Source organism: Pseudomonas sp. RL (assembly GCF_000647775.1).
Classification (GTDB): Bacteria; Pseudomonadota; Gammaproteobacteria; order Pseudomonadales; family Pseudomonadaceae; genus Serpens; species Serpens flexibilis.
On sequence record NZ_JBOY01000071.1, the window covers coordinates 1 to 15,033 of the forward strand.

Below are 15,033 nucleotides of genomic sequence, written 5' to 3' on the forward strand. Positions count from 1 at the left end.
TGCGCGCCGGCCGCGAGGCGGCGCGGGCGCGGCGCCTGTACCGGCTGATCACCGAGAACACCACCGACCTGATCTCCCGCCACACCCTGGACGGCCGCTTCCTCGACGCCTCGCCGGCCAGCTGGACGCTGCTCGGCTACTGGCCGGAGCAACTGCGCGGCACGCCGGCGCGCGCGCTGTTCCACCCCCAGGACCTGAGCCAGCTGGTGGAACGCGCACGCAGCGCCCTGGAGCAGGACGGCTACCACACCATGACCTACCGCGTGCGCCATCGCGATGGTCATTTCCTGTGGTTCGAGACCGCCTGCCGGGCGATCCGCGAGACCTACACCGGCCAGGTGGTCGAGGTGGTCGCCGTGTCCCGCGACATCACCGCCCGGGTGCAGGCCGAGGAAAACCGTCGACGGCTGGCCGAGGTGGTGGAGGTGAACACCGACCTGGTGATGTTCGTCGACGCCGAGGGGCGGCTGACCTACCTCAATCCGGCGGCGCGCCGCGCCCTGGGCGTGGTGGGCGAACAGCTGCCCGCGCTGGAGGCGCTGCTCGGCGCCGAGGACTTGCGGCGCCTGCGCGGCGAAGGTCGCGAAGGCGCCGAACAGCGCGGCGTGTGGAGTGGCGAGGCGCGCCTGCAGCCGCAGGGCGACGGCCCCTCGCTGCCGGTATCGCTGGTGCTGCTGGCGCACCGACCGACCAGTGGCGAGCGTTACTACTCGCTGGTCGCCCGCGACATGACCGAGCGCGAACTGCGCGAGGCCCAGCAGCGTCGCCACCAGGACGAACTGGCGCACACCGCGCGGCTGGTCACCCTGGGCGAGCTGGCCTCGGGCATCGCCCACGAGATCAATCAGCCGCTGGCGGCAGTGGTCAACTACGCGGGCGCCAGCCAGCGCTACCTGCAATCGCTGGACAGCAACCCGCAGGCCGCCGAGCGCATCGCCCAGGGGCTGGCGCGCATCACCGAGCAGGCCAACCACGCCTCCGCAGTCATCCGCCGCCTGCGCGCCTTCCTGCGCAAGGGCCAGCGCCGCATGCAGGCCCTGGACGTGGCGCAGGTGGCGCGCGAGGCCGTGCGCCTGTGCGCCTGGGAAGCGGCGCAGGCGCAGGTGACGGTGGAGGAGCGAATGGATGACAATCTGCCGCCGGCCTATGCCGACCCGGTGCTGCTCGAACAGGTGCTGCTCAACCTGTTGCGCAACGCCATCGACGCCAACCGCGAGCGACACGCCGGGGCCGCCTCGTACATCGTGCTGAGCACCGCCCTGCAGCCGGGCGAGCTGTGCGTGCGGGTCGAGGACCAGGGCCCCGGCGCGGACGCCGAGCGCCTGACACAGATGTTCACGCCGTTCTTCACCAGCAAGCCGGACGGCCTTGGGCTGGGTTTGTCGATGAGCCGCAGCATCGTCGAAGGCTTCGGCGGCGCGCTGGAGGCGCGGCCCGGCAAGCAGGGTGGCCTGTGTCTGGAGTGCCGCCTGCCGCTGCGCGAAAACAACAACGAAACAGGGAACCGGCCATGAAGCCACAGGAACAACGGGTGTATGTGGTGGACGATGACCAGGGCATGCTGGATTCGACCGTCTGGCTGCTGGAATCGGTGGGCATCCAGGCGCTGCCGTTTACCAGCGGGCAGGCCTTCCTCGACGCCTGCACGCCCTCGCCCCACGCCTGCGTGCTGCTCGACGTGCGCATGCCGGGCATGGGCGGGCTGCATGTGCAGGAGGCCCTGCGCCAGCGCGGTCTCGATCTGCCGGTGATCTTCGTCAGCGGTCACGCCGACGTGCCCATCGTGGTGCGCGCCTTCCGCGCCGGCGCGGTGGATTTCATCGAGAAGCCCTACAACGAACAGCTGCTGCTCGACAGCGTGCAGCAGGCCCTCAGCCGTGCCACGCCGGGCAACGGACTCGACGCGGTGCGCGAGCGCCTGGCCAGCCTGACGCCGCGTGAGCGCGACGTGCTGCTGCCGCTGGTGCAGGGCTACACCAACCGCGAGATCGCCGAGCAGCTGGGGGTCAGCATCAAGACCGTCGACCTGTACCGCTCGCGGGTGATGAAGCGCATGCAGGCCGAGCATTTACCGGCGCTGGTCGGCATGGCCATCGCCGCCGGGCTGGTGGATGCGCTGGATGTGCGTGGGAATGGGAACGGGCGCGGCTGAAGCCCTATCGTAGGGTGGACAACGTTTTCCTTGTCCACCGTCGCGCCGGCGAGGCGCGCCTGCGGCACGCGTGGTGGCTCGATGCAGTGCGAACCACCCTCCGTTCACGACACCTGTAGGGTGGACAACGTCTTTCTTGTCCACCATCGCAGCCGCTAACCGGCCTCGGCCCAGCCCCGATACACATAGGTCATCGGCCTCGGGCCCTTCAGGTAGCCGCTGTCCAGCTCGCGGATGGCGAAGCCGGCGCGCTTGAGCAGGGGCGGAATATCCCGGTCCAGATGACAACCGCCGGCCAGCGGCTTCCAGCACGGCGTCAAGCGCCCCTGCCAGCGCGCCACCCCGGCATCCGGCGCCAGGCCGTGCTCGGCGAACAGCAGCCGCCCGCCGGGCTTGAGCACCCGGCGCATCTCCTCCAGCGCCGCCGCCACATCGGGGATGCTGCACAGCGTGAAAGTGCAGACGATGCTGTCGAAGCGATGGTCCTGCGCCTGGATCTGCCCCAGCTCCAGGGCCAGCATTTCCACCGGAATGCCGATCCCCGCCGCCCGCCGCTGCGCCATCGCCTGCATCTGCGCCGCCGGATCGACGCCGACGATGCGGTTGACCCGCGCCGGATCGTAAAAGCCCAGGTTCAGCCCGGTGCCGATGCCGATCTCCAGCACCTCGCCCTGCGCCTGCGGCACCAGCTGGCTGCGCAGTTTCATCACCTCGCCCATGCCGCAGGCGTAATCGATCAGGTGCGGCAGCAGGTAGCGTTCGTAGAGGTTCATGGCAATCCCCAGGGGCGGGTTGGAGGTGGCCTGAGCATGGACCGGCCGCCGGGTGTGTCACAAGTCCTGTGCGCGCGGTTGCCATCATGGCATTTGGCCGGTAAAAAGCCGGCAACGGCATCCAACCACAGGGATCATCAGGGAGCAGTCATGGGCAGGCAGGTAGCGGTTCTGGGTCTGGCGGGCGTTATCGCCCTGAGCAGCGGTGTGGCGCAGGCCGCCGCAGGCGACAAGATGTTCTCCATCGGCGGCTCGCTGTACTGGATCGATGTGGATGCCACCCACGTCACCAGCATGGATTTCACGGGTGGCTCCATCGTCGGCACCGCCACCTTCAGCGACAACGTGGCAGTGCGCGGCAGCATCTACGGTGCAGCCTGGGATGTGGACGACGAGCTGGAAGTGACCGGCTACGACACCCAGCTGTTGATCGGCGCCAACCTGAAGGGCGAGGGCTTCAAGTACTACGTGGCGCTGGGGGTGTTCGACGAGCGCATCGGCCTGGCGGGCGATGATGTCGATGACAAGGAGCGCTTCCGCGGCGCGCAGCTGGGGGTGGGCTTCGGCTACAACTGGCCGCAGGTGGCGCTCGATTACACCCTCAACGTCCGCTGGCGCGCGGCGCTCCGAGGTGACGGCCACCGCGACCTCGCTGGCACTGTCGCTGCGCTTCTGAGACCGGGCTAGCTGGGGGCCACCCGCACGACGGTGGCCGGGAAAACGCCGGCCGCTCTACCTTGGTCGCTGACGCCTGCGGATCAGGCGTCGTCGCCTTCCGCGCCGTAGGCGTCGTAGCAGCGCACCCAGTACTCCTTGCCGTCCTGGGTCACCACCCACAGGTCTTGCTCTTCGTCGTAGCGCGCGGCCAGCAGTTCGGCGTGGTTGAAGGCCCAGCACAGTTGCTGCTTGCCTTCCAGGGCGCGGACTTCCAGTTCGATATCATCGTCGGCCTCGACTTCGTACAGGTCGAACTCGAAGGCGTGCAGGCCCTCGACTTCCAGCATGTCGGCCTGTTCCAGGGCGTCGATCAGGGTGCGGCTCATGGGTGCTCTCGTGGCGGTGTTAGAAGGCCGCCATGATGCGCCCGGCGCTGCGGCCGGGCAAATGGTGCTACAGGGTGTCCACTTCCAGCGCCTCTTCTTCCGGCTCGCCGCGCAATTGGCGCACGTAGGCCCGCCAGTGATCCAGCACCGCCGAGGCCGGGCCGAGCTGCGGCTCGGACGGCTCGTGACCTTCCGCCTGCTCGCGGGCCGACACCGCTTCGTAGGCCAGGGTGAAGGCCGCCTCCAGGTCATCGGTCTCCTGCAGGGCCTCGGCATACAGGGCCTGGCCGAAGTAGGTGTATTCGTTTTCCTCGGTGCAGCCGAACGAGGCACGGTCGGCGCGGGCGGCGGTCATCAGCAGGGTGCGCTCGTCGAGCAGCGGTTCGATGAAACCGCCGGCGTAGCAGGCGGAGATCACCAATACCTTGTAGCGGTCGGCCAGCGGTAGCAGCAGCTCGTTGAGCTCGCCGGCGGTCAGATCGAACAGCTCCAGGCGCGGCAGCTCCAGCTGCAGGGCATGCTCCGGCGAGCCGTGGCTGGTCAGGTGGATGAACACCAGGTCCTCGGGACCGCTGCGCTCGGCCAGCCGCTGCAGGGCGCGACGCAGGTTCTCGCGGGTGGCCAGCACGCGATCGGTCAGGTGGTCGCGGTGATTGACCAGGACCAGTTGGCCATGCGCGCCGAAGCGTTCGCGCAGCAGCTGCGAAACGCTTTCGGCTTCACGCAGGAACACGCTCTGCTGGCCATCGCCAGCCAGGGTCAGGCTGTACAGTTCCATCGCCGGGGTGGAGCCGGGCAGCGCGTCGAGGGCCTCTTGCAGCAGGCGGCCCTGTTCCAGCAACGCGCGCTCCAGCGGGTCCGGCAGCGGCTGACCGTCTTCCTCGAACAGGCGCTGGCCACGTGCCCAGGTGCCGCTCAGCCGCTGGCCGCCGGCGAGGGTGAGTACGCCCTGGCCGTCGAAGCGGCCGTCCACCACGTCGCCCTGGTACTGGTTGCCCTCGGGGCTCTTGTATTCGGTGCGGCCATGGGGCCGGCCGTCGCGGAACTGGCCGTTCCAGCGCTCGCCGGAGGCCAGGGTCAGCATGCCTGCGCCGTGGAAGCGGTCGTCGCGGAACTCACCGATGTACAGGGTGCCGTCGGCGCCCTGGTACTGGCCTTTGCCCTGCAGCAGGCCATGCTCGAACTGGCCGCTGTAGCGGCCGCCATCGGCGTCGTGACGCACGCCCTGGCCGTGGATCTCGCCGTCCTTGAACAGGCCCTGGTAGCGGCTGCCGTCGCTCCATTCCAGCTGGCCCAGGCCGTGGTAGTGGTCGTCGCGAAACTCGCCGCGATACTGCCCTTCTGGGGTTTCCAGCTGGCCCTGGCCGTGCAGGCGTCCGGCCACGAACTCGCCGTGGTAGCGACTGCCATCTGCGTAGGTGAACACGCCCACGCCATGGAACAGGCCGTTGACGAAGCTGCCACTGTACGTGTCGCCGGAGGCGCCCCGCCAGGTGCCCTGGCCGTGGTACAGGCCCTCGCGGAACTCGCCTTCGTAGAAGGCACCATTGGCGTATTCGAGGCGTCCCTCGCCGTGCAGGCGGCCTTCCAGCAGCTCGCCGTGGTAGCGGCCGCCATCGGGCAGCAGGGCATCGGCGGCCGGCGTCGGGGTGCGGGCGTCGCAGGCAGTCAACAGCAGGACAAACAGCAAGGGCAGGGACAGGCGCATGTCGATTCCACTTTGCCATCATTCATGGGGAAGCGGGGAGTATGCCGTATACGGGGCGGCCACGCCTATAATGCGCGGTCCAGATAATGAGGTGGCTCAATGTTGGTATTGCGCGGACTGACCTGGCTGATCCTGTTCCAGCTGCTGGGTACGGTATTGAATGTGTTGCTGTTGCCAATCCTGCCCGGGCCGATCATCGGCCTCCTGCTGCTGCTGGGCTTTCTGGTCATGCGCGGCGAGGTGAGCGAATCGCTCAACCAGGGTTCCTCCCAGTTGCTGCGTTTCCTGCCGCTTTTCCTGATTCCGCCGGCAGTGGGCGTGATCGTCTATGCCGAGGCGCTGGCCGCGGACTTCTGGGCCATCGCCGTGACCCTGGTGGTATCGCTCGCCGTGTCCATGGCCTTCGCCGGCTGGTTGATGCAGAAACTCATCGACCGCCAGCGGCGCAGGGAGGGTGACGCATGAACCTGGACTTCTCCGCCGCCTGGCAGGCGCTGATCCACCATCCGCTGTTCGGCCTGGGCATCACTTTGGCGGTCTACCAGCTGGCGGTGATTGCCTACGAGCGCACCCGCTGGATCTTTCTGCAGCCGGTGCTGTTTTCGATGGTCGTGCTGGTCGCGCTGCTGCTGCTCAGCGGTCTCGACTACGGCGAGTACAGCGCCAGCGTGTCGCCGCTGATCCTGCTGCTCGGCCCGTCCACCGTGGCGCTGGCGGTGCCGCTGTACCTCAACCTGCGGCGCATCCGCCAGCTGCTGGTGCCGATCCTGGTGACCCTGCTGGTCGCCGGGGTGTTCGCCACCGTCTCCGGCGTGCTGCTGGCCTGGCTGCTGGGTGCCGAGCGGCTGGTGCTGATGACGCTGGCGCCCAAGTCGGTGACCTCGCCGATCGCCATGCTGGTGGCCGACGAGATCGGTGGCGTGGCGGCGCTGGCGGCGGTGTTCGTGATGATCACCGGCGTGCTCGGCGCGATGTTCGGCCCGGCGCTGCTCGACCTGTGCCGGGTGAGCCATCCGGCGGCGCGCGGCATGGCCATGGGCATGACCGCGCATGCCGTGGGCACCTCGCGGGCCCTGCAGGAAAGCGAGGAGTGCGGCGCCTTCTCGGCCCTGGCCATGAGTCTGATGGGCGTGGCCACCGCCGTGCTGCTGCCACTCCTGGTGGCATTGATTGTCTGAGGCGAGACAGGAGGGTGCGCCGATGACTCTGCCGCTGTTTCCGCTGGATACCGTGCTGTTCCCCGGCTGCAACCTGGATTTGCAGCTGTTCGAGCCGCGCTACCTGGACATGCTCAGTGCCTGCCTGAAGCGCGGCGAGGGGTTCGGCGTGGTGACGCTGCTCGAGGGGGCGGAGGTCGGGCCGGCGCCGCGTGCCTATTCCGAAATCGGCTGCGAGGCGCTGATCCGCGATTGGCGGCAGCAGAGCAACGGCCTGCTGGGCATCCGCGTGGAAGGCGGGCGGCGTCTGCGGGTGGACAGCGCCCGTGTGCAGGCCGACCAACTGACCCTCGGCGAGGTTTGCTGGCTGGCGGAGGGCGCCGATGCGCCGCTGGGCGAGGAGCACGCGGATTTGCGTCAGCTGCTGCAGGTGCTGGTGGAGCATCCGCTGGTGGCCGCGCTGGACATGACGGCGGCGGTGCACAGCTACGGGGCACTGGCCGACCGGTTGGCCTACCTGCTGCCGTTCGACAACGCCCGCAAGCTGCGCCTGCTCGAATGCCTCGACCCTCGGCAACGCCTCGAGTTGCTGGACGCCTGGCTGGAGGCGCTGCAGGAGGGGTAGGGTGGACAACGTCTTCCTTGTCCACCATTGGCCTCAGCGCCGAACCTGATGGCGTGCCCTACGGGGCGGGCTGGTATCGATACAGATCGAACGCCGCCGGCAGCTCCCAGGTGGCGATGCCGCCGAGCAGCGCCAGGCAGGCCGGCAGGATCAGCCACCAGGCGCGTGCCGGCAGCGCCGACATCGGCGCGCGCCACTGCAGCGCGGCCAGGCTGGCGCCGCACAGGGTGGCCGCCAGCAGTGCGCCGGCGATGACGTCGCTTGGCCAGTGCACTCCGAGATAGACCCGCGACAGGGCAATCAGCGTGGCCGGGATGCAGGCCAGCAGCAACCAGGTCAGGCGCAGGCGGGGTGGCTGGCCGCGGCCGGCCAGCACGCCCAGGCAAAGGAAAAAGGCAAAGGCCGCCGAACTGTGGCCACTGGGGAAGCTGTAGCTGCTCAGCGGTTCGAGCAGCACATCCGGCCGCACGCGGGCAAACAGCGCCTTGAGCAGGCCATTACCCAACGCAGTGCCCAGCAGGGTGCCGATGGCCAGGGCCAGCGCCCGCCACAGGCGCAGCAGCGCCAGCAGCACGCACAGCAGCACGCCGCAGTACAGCTGGGTGCTGAAGTCGCCGAGCCGGGTGACGAGCACCATGGCGTGGTCCAGCCCGACACTGCGCACGCTCTGCACCAGCGCCAGCAGCCCCTGGTCGAAGGCCGCCAGCCAGGGCCAGCCAACCAGCAGCGCCGTCAGGCACAGCGCGCAGGCCCAGGCGGTCAGCGGCGTGGCCAGGCGCTGGCGGCGCAGGCTGAGCTGCACGGCCAGGGCCAGCAGCAGGCCCAGGGCGGCGGCGATTACCCCGCGGACAGCCAGAAGCCCTCCGGCAGCCGCAGGCGCAGGGCCGCGCCGGTCGCCCAGCCGGGCAGCAGGTACGCCACCGCCCAGCCGGCGGCGGCCAGCATGCTGATCAGCCAGAAACGCAGGAACGGCATGTCCAGCATGCCGGCGATCATCGGCAGCATGGGTCGCAACGGGCCGATGTAGCGCCCGAGCAGCAGGCTGGTGGCGCCGTAGCGCTGGAAATAGAGTTCGGCGGTCACCAGCCATTCGGGGTGCTGGCGCAGTCCGGGCAGACGCCGGATGTTCTGGTGGAAGCGCCGGCCCAGGGCGTAGGACAGCAGGTCGCCGAGCAGCCCGCCGGCGTAGCCGAGCAGCAGCACCTGCCACAGTTCCAGGGCGCCGCCGCCGGCCAGCACGGCGACGGCGAACAGCAGCACCGTGCCGGGAATCAGCAGGCCGACCACCGCCAGGCATTCCAGGCAGGCCGCCAGGAAAATCGCCGCCCCCAGCCAGTGCGGGTTCAGGCTGAGCCAGAGGTTGAGGCTGTCGATCCAGGCGTCCATCGCGGGCCCTTCGGGTTTGCAGGGCGCGAATGATAGCAGCCGTCAGTCCACTCGGAATGCCTGGGCGGCGCCCTGCAGCTGCTGCGAAAGCGCCAGCAGCGCCTCGCTCTGTGCATGGGCGCTGGCGATGCGTTCCAGGTTGGCATGACCGAGCCGGTGCAGCTCGGCGCTGTGGCGGTGGATGCGGCCGATCCCGGCCGATTGCTCGGCGGTGGCCGCCGCGATGCGCTGGGCCATCTGCACGCTGGCGCGGATGCCGTCGACCACCGTCTGCAGGGCGCCGTCGGCGCTTTCCGCCTGGGCCGCGCTGTGCTCGGCCTGTGCCACCTGGCTGTGCATGGCCTGGCGCGCCTGTTCGGCGGCCTGCTGCAGCTGGCCGATGCGTCCGCGAATCTGCTCGGTGGCCTCGGCGCTGCGCCGCGCGAGAGCGCGCACCTCGTCGGCGACCACGGCGAAGCCGCGGCCGCTGTCGCCGGCGCGGGCTGCCTCGATGGCGGCGTTCAGCGCCAGCAGGTTGGTCTGCTCGGCGAGAGCGCCGATCACGTCCAGCACCTGTTCGATCGCCGCGCTCTCCTCGGCCAGGCGGGCGATGCCCTCGGCATTGCCGCGCACCGCCTGTACCAAGCTGTGCAGCTCCTGCAGGCTGCGGTCGATCACTCGCTGGCTTTGCTGGGTGGCCTCACCGGCCTGGCGGCTGGCCTCGGCGGCCTGGTCGGCGTCGCCAGCCACCTGCTGGATGCTCTGTTCCAGGCTGCCCAGGGCTTCGTGCACCTGGCTGTCACCTTCGGCCTGGCGTTCGGCGCTGCCGTGCAGCGCCTGGCTGAGTTCGGCCAGACTGCGACTGCTGGCGTCCACCTGGGCGGCGTGCTGGCGCAGCGTGCCGACCAGCCCGGCCAAGTAGTCGCGCAGGCGATTCAGCGACCGGCCGATGCGTTGCACCTCGCCCAGCCAGGAGCGCAGGCTGACCGGACGGGTGAAGTCGCCTTGCGCCCAGTGCTCCAAGGCGCGCTCCAGGTCGGCCAGCATCCGCGTGAGGTGGCGTTGCAGGGCGTAGGTGAGCAGCGCGGCGAACAGAATCAGGGCGATGGCGATCACCTGCAGCGTGCCCACCTCGGCCTGGATGCGCCGCTGTTCGCCCCGCACCAGCGGCTCCAGTTCGGCGAGGGCGGTGCGCAGCGCGGCGATGCGCGCCTCGCTGGTGTCGCGCAGTTGCTGGCGTTGCAGGATCAGCCCGCGGGTGCGCTCGAGCTCGGCCGGGTAGCGCTGCACCAGGCTGGCCAGCTCGCGCTTGAGGGCGATGCCGCGGTCTTGGCGAGCCGCGCTGTCCGTGCCGTCCTCCAGGCCGAGCAGAGCGGCGAAGGCGTCGTTGGCGGACGCGCTGTCATCGCTCACCCCCAGCAGGGGCAGCGTCTGCACGGCGTCGATCGCCCGTTGCAGGTCGGTGAGCGCTGGCGGCACCTCGTTCAGCAGGCCTTCCCGCCCGCTGGCCAGTAACTGAGTGCGGGTCAGGCCCAGGCGCTGCAGGTGCAGCGCCGCCTCCAGCAGGCGCGGCGGGTAACCGCGGGCCAGACGCTCGTCGCCCTGTTCGGCGTACTGCGCCAGCTGTTGCAGCGCAGCGCTCATCTCGCGCTCGGCCTGGCTGAGCAGGCCTTGCGGATCGCCAGCCAGCTTGCCGGCCGCCAGCAGGTCGCCATCGGCGAAACGCCGCAGGGCCTGCAGGCTGGGGCGCAGGTCGTTGCCCAGTGCGGTGGGCAGGCCTTCCAGCTGGCGGTCGAAATGCGCCAGGGCGTCCTGTACCGCACGATGGCGCAGCGCGTCGCCGCCATCCAGGTAACCGCCGATCTCGCCGGTCAGTTGCTGCAGGTGCTGGGACAGCGCCAGGTACTGGCCCATCAGCTGCTGCGGGCGCTCCAGGGCGCGCTGCGACCACCAGAGGGTGGCGCCGAGCACCAGGCAGACGGCCAGCATCAGCAGGGTGATGGACGGGGTGAGCAGCTTCAGACGCATCGGAGCCTCGCGCGCAGAGGGGCGGAACTGGCGGCAACGTATGGCATTTTGATGACAAACGTGTGAACGGCGCCGAAGGGCGACGCAGCTCGCAAAAAGTTCGGCCGGCAGGGCGGGGCGGTTCCCGATATAGTGGTTCGCAACCGTGCCTCGAACAGCAGAAGGACATCGCCATGCTGGACTGGAAAAACCGCAACAGCGGTTCAACTTCCCCGCAAACGCCGCCCCGTGCCCGTCGCAGCCTGTCCGGTGGCTGGCTGGGGCGCAGCCTGGCCATCCTGCTGGGCGTGCTTTTGCTGATCAGTTGGGTGGTCGGCTGGTACTGGAGCCGTGAGCCTGCGCCCTTCCCGGTGCAGCAGCATGCCCAGGCGTCCGCCGAGGGCGCGCAGCGCCAGCTGGTGCTTGGCTACACCACGGTGGAAACCCTGCGCCGTGTGGCCGGTACCCTGCTCGACAAGCCCGGCGGCTACCTGAGCAACGACATCGCCCCGCCCGGCCTGTGGCTGGACAACATGCCCAGCTGGGAATACGGCGTGCTGGTGCAGGTACGCGACCTGTCCCGCGCCCTGCGCAAGGACTTCGCCCGCTCGCAGTCGCAGTCCACCGAGGACCCGGACCTGTCCAAGGCCGAGCCGCTGTTCCACTTCGACAACAAGAGCTGGGCGCTGCCGGCCACCGAGAACGAATACCGCCAGGCGATCCGCCACCTGGACAGCTACCTGGCCCGGCTGTCCGATCCCAACCAGCAGAACGCGCGCTTCTTCACCCGCGCCGACAACCTCAACACCTGGCTGGGTGATGTGGCCACCCGCCTGGGTTCGCTGTCCCAGCGCCTGTCGGCGAGCATCGGCCGGGTACGCCTGAACCCCGAGGAAGGTGCCCAGCAGGTCCGTGAGGAGCGTGTGGAGACGCCCTGGCTGCAGATCGACAACGTGTTCTACGAGGCGCGCGGCCAGGCCTGGGCGTTGTCGCACATGCTGCGCGCCATTGAGGTGGACTTCGCCGACGTGCTGGCCAAGAAGAACGCGCTGGTCAGCGTGCGGCAGATCATCCGCGAGCTGGAGGCCGCTCAGGAACCGCTGTGGAGCCCCATGGTCCTCAACGGCAGCGGTTATGGCGTGCTGGCCAACCACTCCCTGGTGATCGCCAACTACATCTCGCGCGCCAACGCGGCGATCATCGACCTGCGCAACCTGCTGAGCCAGGGCTGATGAGCATCACACCCGAGGAGCATGCCCACCGCCAGGCGTCCGATCTGGAACTGGTGGCCTGGGTGGACGAGGAGGACCGCCTCCTGGGTTCGCTACCGCGCGCCGAACTGCGCGCGCGCGGTTGCATCGGTCGCTGTACCTACATCCTGCTGTTCAACAGCGCCGGCGAGCTGTGCGTGCACCGGCGCACCCTGAGCAAGGCGCTGTACCCCGGCTTCTGGGACGTGGCCGCCGGCGGCATGGTCGGCCCCGGCGAGGGCTATGCCGAGGCGGCCGCCCGGGAGTTGCACGAGGAACTGGGCATCATCGGCGTGCCGCTGCGCGAGCACGGGCGCTTCTTCTTCGACGAACCGGGCAACCGTCTGTGGGGGGTGGTGTTCTCGGCGATCTCCGACGAGCCGCTGCTGCTGCAGCCGGAGGAGGTGCAGGAAGCGTGCTTCATGCCGGTGTCCGCGGTGCTGGCGCACAGTCAGCACGAGGCCTATTGTCCGGATTCGCTGGAAGCGCTGCGGCTGTTCCTGCGCTAGGTCGGGCCGGGGCTTTCTCGCTAAACTGCGCGCCCCGCGCTCTACCGAGGAATCGTCGTGGCCAAGAAACTCACTTCGCTGTCCGCCCTGGGCGGGCTGGTCTACTCCACCGATGGCGGTCGTCACTGCCCGGACTGCAACCAGCCGCTGGGTGCCTGCGTCTGCAAAGAGGCCGTGGTGCCCGAGGGCGACGGCGTCGCCCGCGTGCGCCGGGAAACCAAGGGACGCGGCGGCAAGACCGTGACCACCGTCAGCGGCGTGCCGCTGGCCGGTGACGAGCTCAAGGACCTGGCCAGCGCATTGAAGAAGCGCTGCGGCTGCGGGGGCGCGCTGAAGGACGGGGTGATCGAGATCCAGGGCGACCATGTGGAGCTGCTGCTGGGCGAATTGCTCAAGCGCGGCTTCAAGGCCAAGAAGTCCGGCGGGTAGCCGAAACGCGGTGGAGCCGGCGCCGTTCGCAACCTTCCCAACCCGCCGCCAAACTGGCAGGCTCGGGTCGAATTCAATACATCGAGAGGCAGCCCATGGCACGACGTACACGCAAGGACGACGGCAGTCACTGGACCGCGGCCGATAGCCGGAGTGTCTACGGCATCCGCCACTGGGGCGCCGGCTACTTCGCCCTGAATGACGCCGGCCGCGTCGAGGTCCGGCCCAGGCGCCTGGAGGCGCACGGCATCGATCTCTACGAGCAGGTGCAGCAACTGCGCGAGGGCGGTCTGCAGCTGCCGCTGCTGCTGCGCTTCCCCGACATCCTGCAGGACCGCGTGCGCCAGCTCACCGGCGCGTTCGATGCCAGCATCGCCCGGCTCGACTACCAGAACCGCTACACCGCCCTGTACCCGATCAAGGTCAACCAGCAGGAAGCGGTAGTGGAGAGCATCATCGCCACCGACCACGTCGCCATCGGCCTGGAGGCCGGCTCCAAGCCCGAGTTGCTGGCAGTGCTGGCGCTGGCGCCGAAGGGCGGCACCATCGTCTGCAACGGCTACAAGGACCGCGAATTCATTCGCCTGGCGCTGATCGGCCAGAAGCTCGGCCACAACGTGTTCATCGTCGTCGAGAAGGAGTCCGAGGTGACACTGCTCATCGAGGAGGCCGCCGAGCTCAAGGTGCAACCGCAGATCGGTCTGCGCGTGCGGCTGTCCTCGCTGGCCTCCTCGAAGTGGGCGGACACCGGTGGCGAGAAGTCCAAGTTCGGCCTGTCCGCCGCGCAACTGCTGTCGGTGATCGAGCGCTTCCGTGCCGCCGGTCTCGAGCAGGGCGTGCGCCTGCTGCACTTCCACATGGGCTCGCAGATTTCCAACATCGCCGACTACCGACGGGGCTTTCGCGAGGCTATCCGCTACTACGGCGAGCTGCGCCAGCTGGGCCTGCCGGTGGACCATGTGGACGTCGGCGGCGGCCTGGGGGTCGACTACGACGGCACCCATTCGCGCAACGCCAGCTCGATCAACTACGACATCGAGGACTACGCCGGCGCGGTGGTCGGCATGCTCCGGGAGTTCTGCGATGAACAGGGTCTGCCGCACCCGCACATCTTCTCGGAAAGCGGCCGCGCGCTGACCGCGCACCACGCGGTGCTGGTGGTGCAGGTGACCGACGTGGAACGCCACAACGACAGCGAGCCGGAGATCAACCCGCAGGCGGACTATCCGGAGTCGCTGCGCGAGCTGATCGACCTGCTCGGGCCGGGTGACCCGGAGACTGTCGCGGAAACCTACTGGCGGGCCACCCACTTCATCAGCGAGGTCGCCGCCCAGTATTCGGCGGGCAAGCTCAACCTGCAGCAGAAGGCGCTGGCCGAGCAGTGCTACTACGCCATCTGCCGGCGCCTGCACGAGCAGCTCAAGGTTCGCCAGCGATCCCACCGGGCGGTGCTCGACGAGCTCAACGACAAGCTGGCGGACAAGTACATCTGCAACTTCTCGGTGTTCCAGAGCCTGCCGGACACCTGGGCCATCGACCAGATCCTGCCGATCATGCCGCTGCACCGCAACGACGAGGAACCGCTGCGTCGCGCCGTGCTGCAGGACCTGACCTGCGACTCGGACGGCAAGATCCGCCACTACGTCGACGAGCAGAGCATCGAGACCAGCCTGCCGGTGCACGAGATGCGGCCGGGCGAGGAGTACCTGCTGGGCATCTTCCTGGTTGGCGCCTACCAGGAAATCCTCGGCGACATGCACAACCTGTTCGGCGATACCGACTCGGTGAATGTCTACCAGCGCGCCGACGGCAGCGTCTATCACGCCGGCATCGAGACTCACGACACCATCGAGGACCTGCTGCGCTACGTGCACCTGTCGGCGGACGAGCTGATGAGCTTCTACCGCGACAAGGTCTCCGGCTCCGGCCTCGGTGCCGCCGAACGCAACCGCTACCTGGACGCCTTGCGCCTGGGTCTGACGCGCTCGTCGTACCTGACCACGCCGTAGCGGCGC

The 15,033-nt window shown here is 69.0% G+C and carries 14 protein-coding genes and 1 pseudogene; 10 read left to right on the plus strand and 5 right to left on the minus strand.

The genetic code is table 11. The features are described 5' to 3' along the window. Window positions 1-1,514 (plus strand): PAS domain S-box protein (locus AS93_RS19320; RefSeq protein WP_037009176.1); only part of this gene is annotated, 1,514 nt, incomplete at its 5' end. Further along, complete coding sequence (locus AS93_RS0112550; RefSeq protein ID WP_027590941.1) at window positions 1,511-2,152, plus strand: response regulator transcription factor; 642 nt, start codon at window positions 1,511-1,513, stop codon at window positions 2,150-2,152. The genes AS93_RS19320 and AS93_RS0112550, both read left to right, overlap by 4 nt. A 155-nt stretch (window positions 2,153-2,307) precedes the next feature. Here the strand turns inward: AS93_RS0112550 and AS93_RS0112555 are convergent, their stop codons facing one another. Next, complete coding sequence (locus AS93_RS0112555; RefSeq protein ID WP_027590942.1) at window positions 2,308-2,925, minus strand: methyltransferase domain-containing protein; 618 nt, start codon at window positions 2,923-2,925, stop codon at window positions 2,308-2,310. A gap of 150 nt (window positions 2,926-3,075) precedes the next feature. On the opposite strand from AS93_RS0112555, the gene AS93_RS0112560 reads away from it, so the two are divergent. After that, complete coding sequence (locus tag AS93_RS0112560) at window positions 3,076-3,612, plus strand: outer membrane beta-barrel protein (RefSeq protein ID WP_027590943.1); 537 nt, start codon at window positions 3,076-3,078, stop codon at window positions 3,610-3,612. A gap of 71 nt (window positions 3,613-3,683) precedes the next feature. Here AS93_RS0112560 and AS93_RS0112565 read toward each other — a convergent pair whose 3' ends face one another. Both AS93_RS0112565 and AS93_RS0112570 read right to left on the minus strand, forming a co-directional pair. Then, a complete protein-coding gene (locus AS93_RS0112565) occupies window positions 3,684-3,968 on the minus strand; it encodes a DUF5629 family protein (protein WP_027590944.1) in 285 nt (94 codons plus the stop codon). A gap of 67 nt (window positions 3,969-4,035) precedes the next feature. Beyond that, the gene (locus tag AS93_RS0112570) at window positions 4,036-5,676 is read right to left on the minus strand and encodes a C13 family peptidase (RefSeq protein WP_027590945.1); all 1,641 of its coding nucleotides are present in this window, start codon (window positions 5,674-5,676) and stop codon (window positions 4,036-4,038) included. A gap of 102 nt (window positions 5,677-5,778) precedes the next feature. Here AS93_RS0112570 and AS93_RS0112575 point away from each other — a divergent pair, with 102 nt between their 5' ends. The 3 genes from AS93_RS0112575 to AS93_RS0112585 are packed head-to-tail and all read left to right on the plus strand — an operon-like array spanning window position 5,779 to window position 7,458. Continuing rightward, window positions 5,779-6,141 (plus strand): CidA/LrgA family protein, encoded by a 363-nt coding sequence (locus AS93_RS0112575; RefSeq protein WP_027590946.1) that lies wholly within the window; start codon window positions 5,779-5,781, stop codon window positions 6,139-6,141. After that, window positions 6,138-6,854, plus strand: a complete 717-nt coding sequence (locus AS93_RS0112580; protein WP_037009179.1) for an LrgB family protein — start codon at window positions 6,138-6,140, stop codon at window positions 6,852-6,854. The genes AS93_RS0112575 and AS93_RS0112580 overlap by 4 nt, the downstream gene beginning before the upstream one ends. A gap of 22 nt (window positions 6,855-6,876) precedes the next feature. After that, window positions 6,877-7,458, plus strand: coding sequence for an LON peptidase substrate-binding domain-containing protein (locus AS93_RS0112585; RefSeq protein ID WP_027590948.1), 582 nt, complete (start codon window positions 6,877-6,879; stop codon window positions 7,456-7,458). A gap of 58 nt (window positions 7,459-7,516) precedes the next feature. On the opposite strand, the pseudogene AS93_RS19325 reads toward AS93_RS0112585, so the two are convergent. Together AS93_RS19325 and AS93_RS0112595 are read right to left on the minus strand one after the other, a co-directional pair. Continuing rightward, window positions 7,517-8,844, minus strand: a pseudogene (locus tag AS93_RS19325) (bifunctional DedA family/phosphatase PAP2 family protein). A 42-nt stretch (window positions 8,845-8,886) separates the two neighbouring features. After that, window positions 8,887-10,851, minus strand: a complete 1,965-nt coding sequence (locus tag AS93_RS0112595; RefSeq protein ID WP_027590949.1) for a methyl-accepting chemotaxis protein — start codon at window positions 10,849-10,851, stop codon at window positions 8,887-8,889. Between the two features lie 173 nt (window positions 10,852-11,024). Here AS93_RS0112595 and AS93_RS0112600 point away from each other — a divergent pair, with 173 nt between their 5' ends. The 4 genes from AS93_RS0112600 to speA all read left to right on the plus strand — a co-directional run bounded on the left by AS93_RS0112600 (window position 11,025) and on the right by speA (window position 15,027). Next, window positions 11,025-12,062, plus strand: coding sequence for a DUF2333 family protein (locus tag AS93_RS0112600; RefSeq protein WP_027590950.1), 1,038 nt, complete (start codon window positions 11,025-11,027; stop codon window positions 12,060-12,062). Next, complete coding sequence (locus AS93_RS0112605; RefSeq protein WP_027590951.1) at window positions 12,062-12,589, plus strand: NUDIX hydrolase; 528 nt, start codon at window positions 12,062-12,064, stop codon at window positions 12,587-12,589. The genes AS93_RS0112600 and AS93_RS0112605 overlap by 1 nt, the downstream gene beginning before the upstream one ends. Window positions 12,590-12,646: 57 nt before the next feature. Beyond that, complete coding sequence (locus tag AS93_RS0112610; protein ID WP_027590952.1) at window positions 12,647-13,018, plus strand: translation initiation factor Sui1; 372 nt, start codon at window positions 12,647-12,649, stop codon at window positions 13,016-13,018. Between the two features lie 95 nt (window positions 13,019-13,113). After that, window positions 13,114-15,027, plus strand: coding sequence for an arginine decarboxylase (gene speA, locus AS93_RS0112615; protein ID WP_027590953.1), 1,914 nt, complete (start codon window positions 13,114-13,116; stop codon window positions 15,025-15,027). Window positions 15,028-15,033: the final 6 nt, after the last annotated feature.

Bases quoted from the DNA above. Each gene is read 5' to 3' on its own strand.
- AS93_RS0112550 (WP_027590941.1), top strand. From the start codon at position 1,511: ATGAAGCCACAGGAACAACGGGTGTATGTGGTGGACGATGACCAGGGC.
- AS93_RS0112560 (WP_027590943.1), top strand. From the start codon at position 3,076: ATGGGCAGGCAGGTAGCGGTTCTGGGTCTGGCGGGCGTTATCGCCCTG.
- AS93_RS0112580 (WP_037009179.1), top strand. From the start codon at position 6,138: ATGAACCTGGACTTCTCCGCCGCCTGGCAGGCGCTGATCCACCATCCG.
- speA (WP_027590953.1), top strand. From the start codon at position 13,114: ATGGCACGACGTACACGCAAGGACGACGGCAGTCACTGGACCGCGGCC.
- AS93_RS0112585 (WP_027590948.1), top strand. From the start codon at position 6,877: ATGACTCTGCCGCTGTTTCCGCTGGATACCGTGCTGTTCCCCGGCTGC.
- AS93_RS0112605 (WP_027590951.1), top strand. From the start codon at position 12,062: ATGAGCATCACACCCGAGGAGCATGCCCACCGCCAGGCGTCCGATCTG.
- AS93_RS0112595 (WP_027590949.1), bottom strand. From the start codon at position 10,851: ATGCGTCTGAAGCTGCTCACCCCGTCCATCACCCTGCTGATGCTGGCC.
- AS93_RS0112565 (WP_027590944.1), bottom strand. From the start codon at position 3,968: ATGAGCCGCACCCTGATCGACGCCCTGGAACAGGCCGACATGCTGGAA.
- AS93_RS0112555 (WP_027590942.1), bottom strand. From the start codon at position 2,925: ATGAACCTCTACGAACGCTACCTGCTGCCGCACCTGATCGATTACGCC.
- AS93_RS0112570 (WP_027590945.1), bottom strand. From the start codon at position 5,676: ATGCGCCTGTCCCTGCCCTTGCTGTTTGTCCTGCTGTTGACTGCCTGC.
- AS93_RS0112600 (WP_027590950.1), top strand. From the start codon at position 11,025: ATGCTGGACTGGAAAAACCGCAACAGCGGTTCAACTTCCCCGCAAACG.